At 59.9% G+C, this 17,625-nt stretch carries 18 protein-coding genes and 1 tRNA gene; 6 read left to right on the top strand and 13 right to left on the bottom strand.

What is annotated here, in order from left to right; translation table 11 throughout:
- Positions 1–35: 35 nt before the first annotated feature.
- From AAID99_RS03050 to AAID99_RS03010, 9 genes are read right to left on the bottom strand one after another with little or no spacing between them, the layout of a single operon-like run.
- On the bottom strand, positions 36–407 hold the full coding sequence (locus tag AAID99_RS03050) for a hypothetical protein (protein ID WP_188425279.1): 372 nt from the start codon (positions 405–407) through the stop codon (positions 36–38).
- 55 nt (positions 408–462) lie between these two features.
- A complete protein-coding gene (locus AAID99_RS03045; protein WP_498493124.1) occupies positions 463–1,782 on the bottom strand; it encodes a dihydroorotase in 1,320 nt (439 codons plus the stop codon).
- 10 nt (positions 1,783–1,792) lie between these two features.
- The gene (gene asnB, locus AAID99_RS03040) at positions 1,793–3,553 is read right to left on the bottom strand and encodes an asparagine synthase (glutamine-hydrolyzing) (RefSeq protein WP_498493123.1); all 1,761 of its coding nucleotides are present in this window, start codon (positions 3,551–3,553) and stop codon (positions 1,793–1,795) included.
- A 3-nt stretch (positions 3,554–3,556) separates the two neighbouring features.
- Entirely contained in the window at positions 3,557–4,627 is a 1,071-nt protein-coding gene (locus AAID99_RS03035; protein ID WP_229719504.1) for a glycosyltransferase, read from the bottom strand.
- Between the two features lie 7 nt (positions 4,628–4,634).
- Positions 4,635–5,534, bottom strand: coding sequence for a glycosyltransferase family 9 protein (locus tag AAID99_RS03030; protein ID WP_498493122.1), 900 nt, complete (start codon positions 5,532–5,534; stop codon positions 4,635–4,637).
- Positions 5,531–6,208: a DNA polymerase III subunit epsilon gene (dnaQ, locus tag AAID99_RS03025; protein WP_188425275.1), complete on the bottom strand. Its 678-nt coding sequence runs from the start codon at positions 6,206–6,208 to the stop codon at positions 5,531–5,533. The genes AAID99_RS03030 and dnaQ overlap by 4 nt, the downstream gene beginning before the upstream one ends.
- The gene (coaE, locus tag AAID99_RS03020; RefSeq protein WP_498493121.1) at positions 6,205–6,798 is read right to left on the bottom strand and encodes a dephospho-CoA kinase; all 594 of its coding nucleotides are present in this window, start codon (positions 6,796–6,798) and stop codon (positions 6,205–6,207) included. The genes dnaQ and coaE overlap by 4 nt, the downstream gene beginning before the upstream one ends.
- 18 nt (positions 6,799–6,816) lie before the next feature.
- Positions 6,817–7,638, bottom strand: a complete 822-nt coding sequence (locus AAID99_RS03015; protein WP_188425423.1) for a shikimate dehydrogenase — start codon at positions 7,636–7,638, stop codon at positions 6,817–6,819.
- Between the two features lie 47 nt (positions 7,639–7,685).
- On the bottom strand, positions 7,686–8,459 hold the full coding sequence (locus AAID99_RS03010) for an N-formylglutamate amidohydrolase (RefSeq protein WP_188425273.1): 774 nt from the start codon (positions 8,457–8,459) through the stop codon (positions 7,686–7,688).
- A gap of 61 nt (positions 8,460–8,520) precedes the next feature.
- On the opposite strand from AAID99_RS03010, the gene argH reads away from it, so the two are divergent.
- Together argH and AAID99_RS03000 are read left to right on the top strand one after the other, a co-directional pair.
- Positions 8,521–9,945 carry an argininosuccinate lyase gene (gene argH / locus AAID99_RS03005; RefSeq protein WP_188425272.1) on the top strand — a complete coding sequence of 475 codons (1,425 nt, stop codon included), beginning with the start codon at positions 8,521–8,523 and terminating at the stop codon, positions 9,943–9,945.
- Positions 9,942–10,079 carry a hypothetical protein gene (locus AAID99_RS03000; RefSeq protein ID WP_188425271.1) on the top strand — a complete coding sequence of 46 codons (138 nt, stop codon included), beginning with the start codon at positions 9,942–9,944 and terminating at the stop codon, positions 10,077–10,079. The genes argH and AAID99_RS03000 overlap by 4 nt, the downstream gene beginning before the upstream one ends.
- Here AAID99_RS03000 and gluQRS read toward each other — a convergent pair.
- Entirely contained in the window at positions 10,048–10,902 is an 855-nt protein-coding gene (gluQRS, locus tag AAID99_RS02995) for a tRNA glutamyl-Q(34) synthetase GluQRS (protein WP_498493120.1), read from the bottom strand. The genes AAID99_RS03000 and gluQRS overlap by 32 nt on opposite strands.
- 138 nt (positions 10,903–11,040) lie before the next feature.
- Here gluQRS and AAID99_RS02990 point away from each other — a divergent pair, with 138 nt between their 5' ends.
- Complete coding sequence (locus AAID99_RS02990) at positions 11,041–11,604, top strand: HNH endonuclease (protein ID WP_188425269.1); 564 nt, start codon at positions 11,041–11,043, stop codon at positions 11,602–11,604.
- 33 nt (positions 11,605–11,637) lie between these two features.
- Here AAID99_RS02990 and AAID99_RS02985 read toward each other — a convergent pair whose 3' ends face one another.
- Positions 11,638–11,991 (bottom strand): arsenate reductase, encoded by a 354-nt coding sequence (locus AAID99_RS02985; protein WP_188425268.1) that lies wholly within the window; start codon positions 11,989–11,991, stop codon positions 11,638–11,640.
- A gap of 519 nt (positions 11,992–12,510) precedes the next feature.
- Here AAID99_RS02985 and AAID99_RS02980 point away from each other — a divergent pair.
- Entirely contained in the window at positions 12,511–14,304 is a 1,794-nt protein-coding gene (locus tag AAID99_RS02980) for a methyl-accepting chemotaxis protein (RefSeq protein ID WP_498493119.1), read from the top strand.
- Positions 14,305–14,624: 320 nt separating this feature from the next.
- Here the strand turns inward: AAID99_RS02980 and guaA are convergent, their stop codons facing one another.
- Positions 14,625–16,220, bottom strand: coding sequence for a glutamine-hydrolyzing GMP synthase (gene guaA / locus AAID99_RS02975; RefSeq protein ID WP_188425266.1), 1,596 nt, complete (start codon positions 16,218–16,220; stop codon positions 14,625–14,627).
- Positions 16,221–16,354: 134 nt separating this feature from the next.
- On the opposite strand from guaA, the gene AAID99_RS02970 reads away from it, so the two are divergent.
- Entirely contained in the window at positions 16,355–16,756 is a 402-nt protein-coding gene (locus AAID99_RS02970) for a hypothetical protein (RefSeq protein WP_498493118.1), read from the top strand.
- A gap of 64 nt (positions 16,757–16,820) precedes the next feature.
- Positions 16,821–16,897: transfer RNA gene (locus tag AAID99_RS02965), tRNA-Arg, on the top strand.
- A gap of 290 nt (positions 16,898–17,187) precedes the next feature.
- On the opposite strand, the gene AAID99_RS02960 is transcribed toward AAID99_RS02965, so the two are convergent.
- The gene (locus tag AAID99_RS02960) at positions 17,188–17,592 is read right to left on the bottom strand and encodes a response regulator (RefSeq protein ID WP_188425264.1); all 405 of its coding nucleotides are present in this window, start codon (positions 17,590–17,592) and stop codon (positions 17,188–17,190) included.
- Between the last annotated feature and the right edge of the window lie 33 nt (positions 17,593–17,625).

Genomic DNA, 17,625 nt, shown 5'->3' with positions numbered 1-17,625 from the left:
CCCAGCCTTGCGGCTTCGGTCCTGGCTGACAGCACTCAGTGCTTGGCAAGTTTCTTGCCAGCCGTCGTCAGCTCGGCAGATATATGACTGAAATTGGCGGCAATACGCTGCTGCACCCCAGTGCTGACCGCGTGGATCTTGGCAATACGATCGCGCGCATCTTCGCTGATTGCCTGCTCTTCCTTCTGGGCCGCTGACGCTACGCAGCTGTTATAGGCGCGCGCCTCCTTCTCATAGGCCTGAAACTTGTCGACACTCGCATTGTAATGCGCCGTATCGGTCGCAGTGATTGCCGGAGCGGAAGGCTCCTGTCCGCATTTGGCACGCGGGTCAGCAAGCGCCGAGGAGACGCTTATGCTGGCACAGGCAAACGAGGCGGAAAGAAGCGAGAGAACGATGCGTTTCATGATCGAGCGGGCTGCCGGTTACGGATGAAGAACTGAAGAGGTATTTGCACAGTAATTACGGCGCAAATCGGGCCAAACGACCGATCGGCTTTGTGACGATTTCATCGTCTCGCATGACGATCGTCCCACGCACGATGGTACCGACCGGCCAGCCGGTTACGCGCTTGCCGTCGAATGGTGTCCAGCCAACGGGGCTTGCAATCCAGTCATTGCGGATTTCACGCTGTGCCTTCAGATCGACCAGGGTGAAATCGGCGTCAAAGCCGACCGCCAGACGCCCCTTGGTCTGCAATCCGTAGATACGCGCAGGCCCTGCGGCCATGAGATCGACCAGACGAGTCAGGCTCAGGCGCCCGGCATTCACATGGTCGAGCATCACGGGCAGAATCGTCTGCACACCCGTCAGCCCCGCCGGGCACAGAGGCCAGAGCTTTTCCTTCGCCTCGCGAGGATGGGGCGCATGATCGGAGGAAACCACATCGACGCGCCCGTCACGCACAGCCGCCCAGCAGGCGTCATAATGACGCTGGTCACGAATGGGCGGGTTCATGACCGCATAGGCGCCGAGCGTCTCATAGCATTCCGGCCCAACCTGGGTGAGATGATTGACCAGAACCTCGACGCTGACATGAGAGCGATGCGCTGCCAACCAGTCGAGCTCCTCAGCGGTCGAGGTATGCAGGATATGCACCGGTCGGCCAGTCTTGCGGGCGAGTGCCGTGATACGCCGCGTACCAAGAAAGGCGCATTCTTCATCGCGCCAGATCATGTGGTTCACATGCGGCATGCCGGTCTCGAAAAGCGGCTTGCGTGCCTGAAGGCGATATTCATCTTCCGAATGGAAAGCCACGCGGCGATGCCCGCTGCGAAGCACCGCCTCAATGCCCTCGTCATCCTCGATCATTAGATCGCCGGTCGATGACCCGGCAAAGACCTTGATCGCGCACACGCCTTCTTCCTGCTCCAGCGCGGCCAGTTGCGGCGTGTTGGCGCGTGTGGCACCGACATAGAGCCCCATATCGATCAGGGCATTCTCGGCTACCGTGCGTCGCTTGTCGGCAATGGTTTCGGCAGAGGTAATCGAGGGCGAGGTGTTCGGCATATCGAACACCATGGTGATACCACCCAGCGCTGCGGCGCGTGTGCCGGTGGCAATGGATTCGATGGCGGCATTGCCCGGATCACGCAGATGGACATGCGCATCGATCATGCCGGGCAGAACATGAAGCCCTGTCGCGTCAATCTCTTGGGCGGCGCTATCCTCGGCGGTGACGGAAAGGCTCGCGATGCGGCCCTCTTTCACACCGAGATCGGCTTGCGCCTCTCCCCAGGGAAAAACACAGGTGCCGTGCCTGATGATCAGATCGTAATGCATGGTTTTCTCCTCAGTTCCGGGAGCCGGTGCCCGAATAGGCAAGGGTTTCGAAAACATCGCCTTCGAAAGACCCGGTCTCGATGTGGATGCGGTGCCAAAGGGCATAAAACAACAGCGCCCAGGCCGCATGGCGCTCGCGCCGACCCGCAGCACGGGTGAAAAGCGCCTTGATGGTTTCAGGAGCAATAAGCCCCTTGAATGCGGCACTATCTGCCACGAGCGGCCCCAGGCGGGCGCCCTGCGCCGCGATCCATTCCCCGACCGGCACGGTGAAGCCCTGCTTGGGCGCAAAGGGCGTTGCACCCGGCACGTTCTTCTCAACCCAGCGCCGCAGCAGATACTTGCCGTGCTTGCCCTGAACCTTCAACGAATCAGGCAGAGACCATGCCACCGCCGAAACAGCCGGATCCAGCAGCGGGGTGCGCCCCTCTATGGCATGCGCCATCAGGCAGCGATCGAGCTTGATCAGCAGATCATTGGGCAGCCATTCGCGCAGATCGAGCGCCTGCACGCTGCGCAGGCGGGTCTCCTCGTATTGTGGTGCAAAGGCCTCACGCCACTTTCTGCCAGTGGCAAGCGGGCAGATCCCGTCCATCATTCCACGACGCCAGGGCAGACGCCCGCCACGCCACCACGGGCGCATGGCGCGCCGATAGCGGCCATAACCGCCGAATAACTCGTCACCCCCCTCACCGCTGAGAATGACCGTCACGTCCTTGCGCGCCTCGCGCGCCAGAAACCAGCTGGGAATGACCGCATAATCGGCAACCGGATCATCCAGGCAGGCAACAATCTGCGGCAGATGGCGCCAGACCATCGCCTCCGTTACCGTCAGGACATGATGCTGCGCGCCGAGTGTACGAGCGAGTTCCGCGGCCTGAGCGCTCTCATCGATGGCACCCGTATCGAAACGCGCTGTCCAGGCCAGAGGCGCGCCATTCCCCAGACGGGTCATGGCGGCGAGGACCGCGCTGCTATCGATGCCGCCGGAAAGAAACATGCCAAATGGCACGTCAGCGCGCTCATGCGCCTGAACACTGTCCATGAGCGCCGCATCAAGACGGGCGAGCGCGGTTTCTTCAGTGAGGCTTTTGTCGATGTTACCGTGAAAGGCGGGCTGCTTCTTTGCCTGGTCGAGCCTCCCATCAACAAAGCGCAAGGTCTCACCGGGGAGCACACGCATGATACCGGGATAGATCGTCTCACGCCCAGCAACGAATTGCGCCTGCAAAAGCTGATCGCGCGCCTCGGGGCGAATGCGTCGCGGCAACAGATCGGTCGCCAGCAGCACCTGCGGCTCGGAGGCGAAAATCACTCCGCTCTCAACCTGGGCATAATAAAGGGGCTTGATACCGAACGGGTCACGGCTGAGGGCTATAACTGTCTGCGGGCCGCTCCCGTCGAGCAGGGCGATGGCATACATGCCGCGCAGCTCAAACGTGTATTGCGTGTCGGAGAGCGGCCAGAGAAAGAGCGGAGACTCGCAATCGCTTCCCGTCTTGAATGGCTCATCGGCCAGTGTCTGGCGCAAGGCAGGATCATTATAGATCTCGCCATTGGCAACGAGGGCCGTCGCCCCCTGAATAAGTGGCTGCGCACCCCCCTCAAGATCGACGATCGACAGACGTCGATGCACCAGAGCGGCAGACCCGGTCTCGTAAAACCCTTCGCCATCAGGCCCGCGATGACGCAATGCCTGCGCCATACGCTTCAGAAGGACCGGGTCTGGCTTGTGGCCGGGTAGACAGGCAATGCCTGCAATGCCGCACATTGCCTAGCGCGCTCCGCTCTGACGGGCAGCCATGGCGGAAAGAAATTCATCCCAGCGCGCCAGAACCGTTGGTGCAGAGAACTCCCGCTCGAAACGCAGCCGCCCGTTATGGGCAAGGCGCGTGGCGAGTTCCGGTGTCTCCAGAACGCGCCCTATTGCTTCGGCCAATGCCTGCGGGTCTTCCACCGGCGACAACAGGCCGTCTTCCGTACCTGACAGCACTTCCTCCGGCCCCTGAATGGCACTGGCCACAACCGGGCGCGCGGCCGAGAGCGCCTCGATCACCACATTCCCCAAAGGCTCGATGCGTGACGGACAGACCAGAAGATCGCAGGCCTTCAGCCAGGCCCCACTATCCTGCACCCAGCCAGGCATATGCACACGATCAGATACACCCTCACCTGCAGCGAGTGCCGTCAGGGCCTCGCGTTCGGGCCCCTCACCTGCGATGACCAGATGAATGCCGGGCAGGCCCTTCATGGCCCGTATGAGCACATCGAAGGCCTTGTTGCGATGTAGGCGCCCAAGCGCCAGAAGGAATTTCTGCCCCTCTGCCACGCAGGATGGGCGCTCAGGTGCCACGCCTGCCAGATCCGTCGCGAAATTGGGCAGATAATGCACATGATCAGCTGGCCAGCCCTCGGCGATCATCCAGCTTGCGAGCCCTCTCGTATTACCGATGAGGTCGGAACAGCGCTGGTAATTGGCCAGATCGTAATACCCGCCCAGACGGCCTGCCATTGGCCAGGGGCCTTTGGGCAGCATGCGGGCAGCGCGGCTCATCCAGGCAATCACGACCTGCGGCGCGAATTGCGTAAGGCTTCGACGCAAACGTGGCGTTGTCATGAAATCGAGGCGCCCGCCAAAACGAAGGGCCTCTGTCCTGACGCCCTTCGCGGTCAAACGGGCTTCGCGGGCAGGATCACGACGCAGAATGGCCCGTACATCATGGCCCGATTCATGCTGCGCCATGCAAAGACGCTCGTAGAACAGTTCGGCGCCGCCGCTCGGCGCTCCGGCCATGACATGGGCGATACGCAGCGGAGAAGACGGAAGAAGACGCGTCTGGCTCATGGCTGATCTATCCTTCATCCGCCAGAAGCGCACAAGCTTCCTGCACGACACGCTCGGTTGAAAGCCCGGCGATTGGCGCCTCCCCCTCGGGGCCGGGTGCGGCGACAAAGCGGGCCTTGGGGCCAGTCGGGGCATATTCCGAAGCGCGGCTCGGGCCGAAAAGGCCGAGCGTTGGCACACCGGAAGCAGCCGCAAGATGCATCAGCCCTGAATCATTGCCTACAAAAAGCGCGCAGCGACGCAAAAGCGCCGTGACCAGACCCAGCCCGGCCTGTCCACCCAGATCGAGTGCGCCATCGAGCGCGGCCAGAACCGGCTGGGCGCGCAGGTGCTCTTCCTCGCCCGGACCGTAGAAAATGACCGGCAACAGGCCCCTCGCTTGTATCGCCTGCCCGAGCTCGACGAAGTTTTCGGCAGGCCAGATCTTGCCATCCCAGTTGGCTGTTGGTGCCAGAGCACAATACCGCCCCTCATCGGGCAGAATTTCGCTCGCGAGACGCTCCTGATCGGGGCGCGACCATGCCTGAGGCATGAGAGCGGGCCTGTCACGGAACAGTGCTGAGAGATGGCCGATACGCGCGCCCGGTCGACGCCCCCCGCGCAGGATGCGTCGACGCAGGGTCGGCAGAAAGAGAGATACGCCTGAGCCGCGCAGATCGACCACCATGTCCCACCACTGGCCGACGCATTGCGCCCAGAGGCTCACCCAGTGCAGATCATAGCGTTTCTTGCTGATCACGATAACGCGCTCGACGACGGGGCACGCCTCGAAATACGACGCGGCGACCGGCCCGCAGGCAATCGTGAATCGCGCTGCCGGGTAACGCCGGATCAGCTCCCCCAGAGCCCCCGATGAGATGACCGCATCACCCAGACGGTTGGCGGTTATGAACAAGATCCGTTTCATTGCAGCCAGATAGGCTCCTTCAGACTGGCCACAAATTTATCATGCGCCGCAGCGGTTTCGTTATCCGGCGGTGCCATGGGGCGCGGCTTGCGGTCGGGATTGGCGCGATAGGTCGCGACCCCGCCCCCACTGCCCGACACAGCAAGGCCGAGCCCGCGCTGACGCCCTCCCATCAGCTCCAGATAGACCTCGGAGAGCAGCTTGCAGTCGAGCAGGGCATTATGGGTCGTACGGGCCGAGAGATCGATATCATGGCGACGGCACAAGGCATCGAGCGAATTGGGGAGGCCGGGATACCGCTTTTTGGCCATTTCGAGTGTGTCGACCATGCGCTTGCGATCGAGCGGCGGCTTGCCACAGGCTTTCAGCTCGGCATTGATGAAGCCGAAATCGAAGGGCGCGTTATGCGCGATCATTTCGTCCTCGCCGATAAAGGCGAGAAATCCGTCAACGATCTCGGCAAATTTCGGCTTGTCGAGCAGATCATCCAGCGTAAATCCGTGAACGCGGCTTGCCTCTGGCGGCACATCACGCTCTGGATTGATCAGAACATGAAAATTCTCGCCTGTCGGCAGGTCATCGATCAGTTCGAGCGCCGCGATCTCGATCACACGATCACCCGTTGCCGGGTCCAGCCCCGTGGTCTCCGTATCGAAAAGGATCGACCGTTTCATCGGGCAGTCTCCAGACTCGTTATCAGGCGTTTCAATTGACGGGCGGTATGGCCGCGAGACAGCCCGTTGCGCAACAGATGATCGGCCCGTCTGTTGCGCTCGCGATCGCTCATCTGCCGGGCGAGAAGGTGACGGGCCTGTGCTTCACTGAGTGAGCGGCGCTTCATGACCCGACGCAGGCGCACGGCAAGAGGCGCCGTCACCACAATGACCGCGTCGCAATCCCGATCGGCGCCGGTTTCGAACAGAAGCGGGATATCGAGCACGCAGATCCTTACCCCACGGCGCGTCATGGCCCGCAGGAAAGATCGACGTTCATCGCGCACCAGAGGATGGATGATTGCCTCAAGCGCCTCAATTTCCGCCGGATGGCCGATAACGGCCCTGCGCAATGCCACACGATCGACCGCCCCGTCCCGAACCGCATCGGGCCAGAGCCGTGCAATGGCGGGTACTGCGCGACCGCCTCTTGCCTGAAGGGCATGCACGGCGGCATCGGCGTCAAAAACCGGCCAGCCAGCCCGGCGCATGAAGCGTGCAACCGTGGTCTTGCCGGCACCCATGCCTCCTGTGAGACCCAGAACGATCATGTCTGATGCGTCTTCCCGTCAGTCCAGCGTTTCGACAAGACGGGCACGCAGGGTCGCATCTGCCTTCGGATACGGGCCAAACCAGGCTGCAAAACCGGGCCGGGCCTGATGGATCAGCATGCCGAGACCATCGACCGCTTTCAGACCACGGGCGCGCGCCGCAGCGAGCAGCGGTGTTTCGAGCGGCATATAGACAATATCCGACACAACGAGTGACGGGGCTGCCTGAGTCAGGCAGTTACCCCAGTCGAAACCCTCCTGTCCTTTCATGCCAAGCGACGTCGTATTCACCAGCAGTTCGGCGTCTGGCAGATGTACTGTCCAGTCCTCCCACGAGATGACGTCTCCCCCCTCGAGCGCCGAGACGATGCCCTCAGCCCGGCTTTTCGTGCGATTGGCCAGGGTCAGCGTACACCCCGCATCGAGCAGCGCAGCGCATACCGCGCGTGAGGCACCCCCTGCCCCCAGAACCAGCGCCTTGCGTGGCAAGCTGACACCGGCCTCCTTGAGGGAGTCGATATACCCTACACCATCGGTGCAATCGCCTGTGACCGTACCGTCAGCCTCGAAGATCAGGGTGTTGACCGAACCCGCGCGCTGCGCCGGTGGGGTGCGACGATCCACCAGCGCGAAGGCTGCTTCCTTGTGCGGGATCGTGACATTCAGCCCGGCAAAGCCGAGCGCCTGCAAGGCACGAATGCCGGGCTCGAAATCCTCCGGAGCCAGAGGAAGCCGCAGATAGAGCCCGTCGATACCGCAGCACGCGCACCAGTAATTGTGCAGGATCGGCGAGCGCGTATAGGTCAGCGGCCAGCCCGTGACCGCTGCAAGCTTCGGCATCCCTCCCGGGAAAAGCGCCGCAAGAGCAGCCTTCGCCTCATCGAGGCTCAGTTCTCCCCGGAGATGGCGTTCCAGTAGAGCGGCAATAGCCGCGCCAGTCTCTGTGCCCACGATTTCTGTCCCGCCTCGTCTGCTATCAGATCCTGTCGGATCTCTATCTCCAGATAGGGCAGACCTGCCCGCTCTGCATGATAGGGCACGGTATAATCCGATGTCGCCGTCAGCACATAGGGCTCATTGTCACCGACGCAGAGATCACCCTCCTGCCGCAGCAAATCGAGCATGATACGCGCCGAGCGTGTATCGCGATGATGCAGGATGCCCACATGCCATGGCCGGGCCACCCCGTTCATGACAGGCGTGAAGCTGTGCAGGGCGATCAGGGCCGTCGGGCTTTTTCTCGCGCCCAGAATTGCGGCGATGCAGTCATGATAGGGGTGAAGGATCTCACGCTCACGCCGCGCGCGGCAGGCCGCAGACAGGGCCTTGTTCCCGGCAATTTCCGTACGGTCAGACACTGCCGGGATGGATGTTGGATGGCCGGGTGCCCTGTTGCTGTCGATCACAAGACGCGAATAGACCTGTTCGACAAGATCGGCCCCGAGCAGGCCGGAGAGTGCGATACCAACGCCGTGAATGCCGATATCCCAGGCAATATGACGCTCCCACTCCGCCTCTTCCACCCCCAGACGGTTGAGACATGACGGCACCGCTCGCCCCGCGTGATCGCTGACCAGCACGAAAGGCCCCTTGGCTGTCGCTTTTGTGATTCGATAGGGCGTCGGATCTTCGGGGCCGAGAAGAGGCAGAAAACTGCTCATGAATTGCGCGCACCATGCTGACTGACTAGGTTAGGGTCTTCTTGACCATAATCCCTACGCCATGGACAACCCCGTGACCGAGACCGAAACCAGACTGGCCAACCCGCAATGGGGTGGCCGCTTCGCCGCTGGCCCCGCCGCCATCATGGCCGATATCAATGCCTCGATCGATTTCGACCGGAAATTGTGGCGTCAGGATATTCGCGGCTCGCTGGCCCATGCCGCCATGCTGGCGCGCGTCGGCCTGCTGACCGCCGCCGAAGAGCAGGAAATCCGTGACGGTCTGCATGGCATTGCCTCAGATATCGAAGCAGGAAATTTCGAGTTCTCGCAGGATCTCGAAGATATTCACATGAATATCGAAGCGCGCCTTTCAGAGCGTATCGGCGAGGCCGGGAAACGTCTGCACACGGCGCGCTCGCGCAACGACCAGGTAGCGACGGATTTCCGCCTCTGGGTACGCGATGCCATTGACGGCATCACTGGGCAGATCTCGGCGCTCATGCGCTCTCTGGCCACGCGCGCCTTGCAGCATGCTGCCGATGCCATGCCGGGCTTTACCCATCTTCAGGTGGCGCAGCCCGTGACGTTCGGTCACCATCTGCTCGCCTATGTGGAAATGCTTTCACGTGACCGCGACCGCCTGCGCGACGCACGGGCTCGGCTGAACGAATGCCCCCTGGGCTCGGCAGCTCTGGCCGGCACTTCCTTCCCGATCGACCGTCGCTTTACGGCGTCGCTGCTGGGATTTGACCGCCCCACGGCGAACTCGCTTGATTCAGTGTCCGACCGCGATTTCGCGCTTGAATATCTCTCGGCGCTCTCGCTGCTCGGCATGCATCTCTCGCGCCTGTCTGAAGAGCTGGTGCTTTGGTGTTCGGCCCCGTTCAGCTTCGTGCGCCTGTCTGATGGCTTCACGACCGGCTCGTCCATCATGCCGCAGAAGAAGAACCCCGATGCCGCCGAACTGGTGCGCGCCAAGGTCGGCCGCATTACCGGCGATTTCATGGGCCTGCTGATGGTGATGAAGGGCCTGCCCCTCGCCTATGCCAAGGACACGCAGGAAGACAAGGAACCGGTTTTCGATGCGACCGAAGCCGCCACCCTGTCGCTGGCTGCCATGGATGGCATGATCCGCGACATGACGGCGAATACGGACAAGATGCGCGCCCTTGCCGGGGCCGGGTTTGCCACGGCAACCGACCTGGCCGACTGGCTGGTTCGCGTGCCGCGCCTGCCGTTCCGCACAGCGCATCATGTCACGGGGCGCCTGGTTGGCATGGCAGAAGCCAAGGGATGTGACCTGGCCGATCTGACGCTCGAAGAAATGCAGACTGTCGAGGCGCAGATCGATGCCAGCATTTTCGATGTGCTGACGGTCGAATCCTCACTAGCCTCACGCACCAGCGAAGGCGGTACGGCGCCTGACAATGTCAGCAGCGCCGCACAGACCTGGCTGAACCGCCTTGAGGAGAACGCGGCATGAGGTTTTCAACCCGGCTTTTCTGCCTCGCCCTTCTGGGTTCGGTCATGCTGACTGGCTGCGGCAAGAAGGGGGCGCCTCATGCCCCCGGCCCCGCAAGTGCCATCACCTATCCGCACTCCTACCCTCCGGAATAAACGCGGCAAGATCCAGCGCCTTCCGTGCCAGAGCGATCAGCTCGGGTGCGGTAAGGCCCCTGGCCCTCAAGGCCCGCAGGCTCTCGGCACCATCACGCTTGGCGAGCTTGCACCCTGCTTCGTCAAGAAGCAGGCCGTGATGCGCGTAAAGCGGTTCGGGAAAACCCAGCAACTCCTGCAGCACGCGATGAACAGACGTTGCCTCGAACAGATCAGCACCGCGCGTCACTAGCGTGATCCCCTGCCGTGCATCATCGCTGGTGACGCAGAGATGGTAGGAGACGCCGTTATCCCGACGCCCCAGCACCACATCGCCGAATGAAGCCGCACGCCCTGCCACAGCCCCCTGACCAAGCTCACGCCATGACGGACTGCCGCCAAGCCGACTGAGCGCTGCTGCCATATCGAGACGCCAGACATGCGGCTGGCCGGGCGCCTGAGATCGGCCACGGCAAGTCCCGCCATAAACCGGGCTGCCATCGGGGGCGACGCCGAGGGCGCAGGCTTTAACCTGAGCGCGTGAGCAGGTGCACGCATAGAGCAGCCCCTGATCATGCAGGCGCTCCAGAGTCGCACGATAATAAGGCAGATGATCGGACTGTCTGAGAACAGCGCCGTCACTGACAAAACCGAGCCATGCCAGATCGTCCAGCAGTGCCACCTCAAATTCGGGGAGACAACGCTGAGCGTCGATATCTTCGATACGAATCAGAAACTTACCCTGCGTGCCCGCCCGATCGCGCGCATGAAACGCCGAAGCAACATGACCAAGATGCAGAAAACCGGTCGGGCTCGGTGCAAAGCGCGTGTGAAATCCTGTCATCAAACCTTAGCTTGCCCCGTTCACAGAAAGCTGAAATAGTCAGCCCTATCAGACAGACGGCGCGTATCTATAGGCGCTGGTTACCCGTCGCGCTTGAGATAATCCGATCGTGCTGCCCTGTAAAAGAGGATGCGATCGATGCTTGCCACCGCCCAGCATTTCCCTGCTCTTGTATTGAATGCGGATTTTCGTCCGCTTTCCTACTTTCCTCTCTCGCTATGGTCCTGGCAGGAGAGCGTCAAGGCGGTCTTTCTAGACCGTGTTTCGGTATTAAGTGAATATGACGATGTCGAGGTTCACTCGCCAAGCTGTGTGATGCGTGTGCCCAGCGTCATTGCGCTCAAGGAATATATCCCCACAGCCAGACGCCCTGCCTTCACACGGTTCAACGTCTTTCTGCGCGATAATTTTTCCTGCCAGTATTGCCATGACCGGCTACCGACCCACGAACTGACCTTCGACCACGTCATTCCCCGCGCCAAGGGCGGTCGCACAACGTGGGAAAATGTGGTGACGGCCTGCAGCCCCTGCAATCTGATCAAGGGCTCTAAACTACCCCACGAAATCGGCATGCACCCGCGCATCAGGCCGGTACAACCCTCGACGAGGCGCCTTCAGGAAAACGGGCGCAGCTTTCCGCCTAACTATCTGCATGAGAGCTGGCGCGACTATCTGTATTGGGACAGCGAGCTGGAAGGCTGATCCTTCCAGCTCCCAGCCTCCCCTGCCAGCCTGTCAGGAGAAAAGCTTCTCATAGAGTTCGGGCTTGAACCCGAGCGCGACGGAGCCTTCGCGAACGAGCACGGGGCGCTTGATGAGCGTAGGGTGCGCAAGCATCAGGGACACCGCCTCAGCCTCGGTCGTCACCTGCTTCTCCGGCTCTGGCAATTTGCGGAATGTCGTTCCGGCACGGTTGAGGAGCGCCTCCCACCCCACCGCCTGCACCCAGGAAATGAGGGTCGCTTCGCTCAGACCATCTTTGCGAAAGTCATGGTAGGTGAAGCCTATCCCCAGGCTCTCGAGCCATTTGCGCGCCTTGCGGACAGTATCACAGGTGGTGATCCCAAAGAGAACCGGGTCGTCATGCATCAGTTTTATCACCTGTCAGGCCAGCAGAATTGCGCACTATGTTTCGGAAAGAAGGTCCAGCTCACCTGATTTCGCAAGCGGATGCAAGACACGCAGCGAGGGGCATACCTTCAGTGATCATCCCGCGCACTATGCTGTTCCACGGACATTTGCCACAAGCAAAGATACAGTCCCATCTACGAAAATAAGCGATTAATTGTAATATATAATAAATCATATCTTCATTACTTGAAAATATTTTCAGAAATAATCATAGTTTTAAATCAAATTTATTAATATACGCTCTACGCCGACCATCGATATCCAAATACAGGAATAATTACAATCGATCCCGTTATGCTTCATAAAAACGAAACCTAAGCAGTTATACGATAGTTGACCTTTTACGGACTTTCCTCATCGAAATTTTAATTTCCTCTTAACCGAACCGTGTCTTCTTCGAAAAGATCGTGGCGTTATTTGCTCGTGCCTTGAGGTTGCGCTTCCTTACTGATCTCTTTTCGAATGTGGTGCTTTGGAATGAATTGGTTCTCTGACCTGACTGTATATCGCAAGCTGGCCGTCGGCTTCGGCAGCATACTGGTCATTCTCGCAATCAGTTCAGGGTTCATCTTTCAGAAATCGCGCGAAGTCGCGAGCATCACGCGCATGAATGCCGTGTCCGATCTGACAATCGATCTTCTGGATCAGGCAGATGCCGCTCTGACACGACTTCCTGGTTCGCTGAGTCGATACCTGATCACGCATCGTCCTGAAGACAGCACGGCGATCCAGGACGATGAGACACAAATCATGCAAAAGGCCGCACAACTGCGCGCCATTCTAGGTAAGGAAAAGCCAGAATCTCTCGGCCAGATCGACGCCTATATCCAGATCGCCAAGCGTTATATCGACGAGGCGGCGATACCCCAGGCCCGGCTGGCGGCCAACCCGGCCCGCCAGGCAGATGCTATGGCGAGCATCATCTCAAGACAGAATAACCAGCTGCTGGTGGAGCAGAAAGCGGCATCTCGCATATTGGAGCGCACCTTGCGTGACTGGTCTGATGCCTGGACAGCCAAAGCGCTGGCGACAACGCGTGAGATCGCAGCGATTGTCGCTGGCTCAGCCGTGCTTGGGTCAATCATTGCACTAGGCGTTGCATGGTTCATCGCCCGTTCAATCGGGGCCCCTTTGGCCTCCATGACCGAAGCCATGCAAATTCTCGCTGGAGGCGACCTTACGATCGAAATCCCGGCACGCAAACGCCGCGACGAAATCGGTCATATGGCTTCGGCTGTGCAGGTTTTCAAAGATTCTGCGCAGGAAAAACGCACATTGGAAGCGGAAACCCGCCTCGCGCAGAAGGCTATCGAAGCGGAGAGAGAAAAACGTACCGAGCGAGAGATGCTTGCTGCTGAGCAGCAGAATACCGTACTCAGGGCACTTGCCACAGGCCTTGGGCATATGGCGGAAGGGAACCTGACCGAACAGATCATCACCCCATTTTCGCAAGAGTATGAGCAGCTTCGGATTGACTTCAATGCGGCTCAAACCGCTCTCCGCCGTGCCTTGGCAGAGGTTTCTGCCAAGGCACGCGGCATCAGCGCCAGCGTTACTGAAGTCGGATCTGCTTCTGACGACTTGTCACGTCGCACTGAACAGCAAGCCGCGGCGCTGGAGCAGACAGCAGGCACTCTCGAACTGATCACAAGAAGGGTCGAAGGGACTGCCAGAGGATCTGCCGAGATGCGCCGCTCAACCCGACTGGCAAGCGATGAGGCCTCGCGCTCAAGCGTCGTGGTCGACGATACGATGCAGGCGATGTCTCGTATTGAGGCGTCCTCGACAGAGATAGGTCAGATCATCGGTGTCATTGATGATATTGCAATGCAGACAAATCTGCTGGCGCTCAACGCGAGCATCGAAGCCGCCAGAGCCGGAGATGCGGGTCGCGGCTTTGCCCTTGTTGCTTCAGAGGTCCGCACTCTGGCGCAACGCTCTGCAAACGCGGCCAGTCAGGTCAAGGATCTGATCTCTAGGGCCCGAACCGAAGTCAGCAGCGGTGTCGTTCTCGCTCGGGAAGTCGGGTCGGCGCTGCAGCGGATTGTAACGCAGATCGGCGCCGTAACGCTTACAGTCGGCGAAATTGCTTCGAGCTGCGAGGAACAGGCAAGCGGGTTGGCACAGGTGAACACCGCAATCGGTGAACTCGATCGTGCTACGCAGCAAAATGCCGCCATGGTTGAACAGAATACTTCCGCGGTTCTGAGCCTTGGGAAAAACACCAGCGATCTGACAGCCCTCGTCGGTCGCTTCAAAACAGCAGCCTGATCCGGGTGAAGTGGCAAGCGGCATCAGACTCCTCTGAACACTGTGTGCAGAGGTAAGCACCCTCTCTGCGCCGCAGCCGCACGATGCGCCTTCCTCGCCCTCCCCCGACCATGGCGGCGCGCGATCGCATCAGCATCTGAAAGACACATCTCTGCTTCCTGAACATGTTGATCAGGACAATCAGCCTGCCATCGTTAACCGGACAGGATCAGTCGTCACTCAGACACGCCTGCTGCACAATTGATAGCAACAGAAAAAGCCCGCTCATTGAGCGGGCTCTCCCATCGGTCGTTACATCGGCAAAGGGGCGATAGAGCCCCTTATTCCCACTCGATCGTGCCGGGGGGCTTGGAGGTGATGTCGTAGGTCACGCGGTTGATGCCACGCACTTCGTTGACGATGCGTCCGGCCACACGGTTCAGGAATCCGAAATCGAACGGATAGACTTCAGCGGTCATACCATCGGTGCTGGTAACGGCGCGCAGGGCGCAAGCCTGATCATAGGTACGGCCATCACCCATCACGCCGACGGTGCGAACCGGCAGCAGTACGGCAAAGGCCTGCCAGATCGCGTCGTAGAGCCCGGCATTGCGGATTTCCTCAAGATAGATCGCGTCGACCTTGCGCAGCAGATCGAGCTTTTCGCGATCGATCGCACCAGGAATACGAATAGCCAGGCCCGGCCCCGGGAAGGGATGACGGCCAACGATCGCCTCGGGAATACCCAGCTCGCGACCCAGCGCACGCACTTCATCCTTGAAGAGCTCACGCAGCGGCTCGACCAGCTTCATGTTCATGCGGTCGGGCAGACCACCGACATTGTGATGCGACTTGATCGTGACCGAAGGCCCACCGGTGAAGCTGATGGATTCGATGACGTCGGGATAAAGCGTACCCTGTGCGAGGAACTGCGCCCCACCAAGCTTGGTCGCCTCCTCTTCGAAGACCTCGATAAACAGACGGCCAATCGTCTTGCGCTTCACCTCGGGATCGGTGACGCCTGCCAGCGCATTCAGGAACAGATCCGATGCATCACGATGGACGAGACTGATGTTGAAGCGGCCACGGAAGGTCTTGACCACCTCATCGGCTTCACCCGAACGCAGAATGCCCGGATCGACGAAAATGCAGGTGAGCTGGTCGCCGATTGCGTCATGGATCAGCTTGGCCGCAACCGAAGAATCGACGCCACCCGACAGGCCGCAGATCACGCGCCCCGTGCCAACCTGCTCGCGAATACGGGCGATTTCGAGATCGCGGAACCCGGCCATGGTCCAGGTACCCTTGCAGCCCGCAACCTCGTGAGTGAAGTTTTTGATCAGCGCTGCACCATGCGGCGTGTGCACCACTTCGGGGTGGAACTGCACGCCATAGAGACGACGTCCCTCATCAGCGATGATGGCGAAAGGCGCACCTTCAGACCAGGCAACGGCACGGAAGCCCGGAGGCAGCGCCGTTACGCGGTCGCCATGGCTCATCCAGACCTGCTCGCGATGACCGCGCGACCAGGCGCCACGGAACAGCGCACAATCTTCGGCAATCTCGATATGGGCGCGACCAAATTCACGATGCTCATGCGTTTCGACCTTGCCACCCAGTCGGGCGCACATGGCCTGCTGACCATAGCAGATGCCCATGACGGGAATGTTGAGGTCGAATACGACATCAGGAATCTGCGGCGCATTATCATCGTGCACGCTCGCAGGGCTGCCTGAAAGGATGATGCCTTTCGGGTGGAAGCCACGAATCTTCTCTTCTGTCGCGGTGAAAGGCCAAATCTCGCAATACACGCCGCTCTCGCGCACGCGGCGTGCGATGAGCTGGGTCACCTGGCTGCCAAAATCGAGAATCAGAATGCGATCCTCGTGAAGCTGCGTATCCAGAGTATCGGCGTTAGGCGGGGCGGTGTCGGTCATGGCGCTCTTTCAACACGTCGTGCATGGGCAAATTCTGTGGGCATCGTATAGGATGTTCGCTGGGCAACGTCATCCCAAACGACGCGTTTGAGCCCCTCTTAATGTCATGATTCCTTCATTCAGACGAGATCGTTATGTCGCATTCCCGTTTTCGCCACCTGACAGGCGCGGCTTTTCTGGGCGCAGTCTTTCTGCTGTCCGCCTGCTCAGGCCCTCAGCCGCCAAGCAAGGACCCGATCGGAGTCTGGACAGGCGCGCTCGTGACCGATCAGGGAAGCTGCCCGACCGACTCAAATTCGACCCTGCAGATTGGCACGAGGGCCATCAGCTTCACGCCGGGTGATAATGCGCTTGTGCTCAAGGGAGAGCGTGGCGCCGACAAGCAGCATTTCCATGCGCAGCTCGACATGAAGGATGCACAGCGCAAGCCGTACAGCATCGTTTTCAACGGCTATCCTGTCGGCAATGCCATTGGCGGTATCTACGGCTCACCGACCTGTCGCGCCCATGTCGTGATGACCCGTCCAAACCGTTGATTGAAAAAAATTCTTTTTCCCTCTTGCGGGGTTTGAAAACTCACAGTAGAACCCGCCCCACGACGCACCCGTAGCTCAATTGGATAGAGCACCAGACTACGAATCTGGGGGTTAGAGGTTCGAGTCCTTTCGGGTGCGCCATTTCCTTTCAAGACAATTCAGCGACGACCAGATGTACGCCTGTGGGCGTCCGCGTCAATATTAACGAGTTGATCCTCACTCCGCCTGAGACTGCTTGGTGCAGGCCGTATGCGCCTGCAGCCCAAACTGCCCACCGAGACATTTCGGCTGAGCTCCCTCGCCCACTGAGATGTCGGCACGAAGAAAGTAGCACCGTGTGATGGCGGGATTATCGCATGAAGTACGATCGTCACTCAGGAGCGCCCAAACGCGCCTATTGCGAACAGCCGCACTGCAAACAGGAGTTGTGCCTAGTGCACCAACTGGGCGAGCGCGGAACAGACATCGCTCTCCAGAAAAGGCTTTGAGACGAAAAGGCCACGCGGTGGCAGCGCAAAGCCTTCCTCCATCTTGGCACCAGACGTCAGCACAAAGGCGACATCGGGACGCGTCCTGAACAGATAATTGCCAAGATCAAGCCCATTCATGACGCTGGGCATCTCGAAATCGGAAAAAACCAGGCGAATTTCCGGGTTGCTCGTGATCACTGAAAGCGCCTCATCAGCGTTCTCGGCAGAGAGCACCGTATAGCCTGCCTCAGAAATCATTTCAGATACGTAAAGGCGGAGCAGAACCTGATCTTCGACCACAAGCACAGTCGGTGCCTTGGGGGCCGTTTTGCCAATGCCTGCGCTGTGAAGTTCCTCTACAGACATAACCGCCACGCCCTTCGGAAAATATTCTGCTCC

This window comes from Asaia sp. Ae19-3 (genome assembly GCF_059801175.1).
This window is presented reverse-complemented; position numbering and strand designations above follow the sequence as displayed.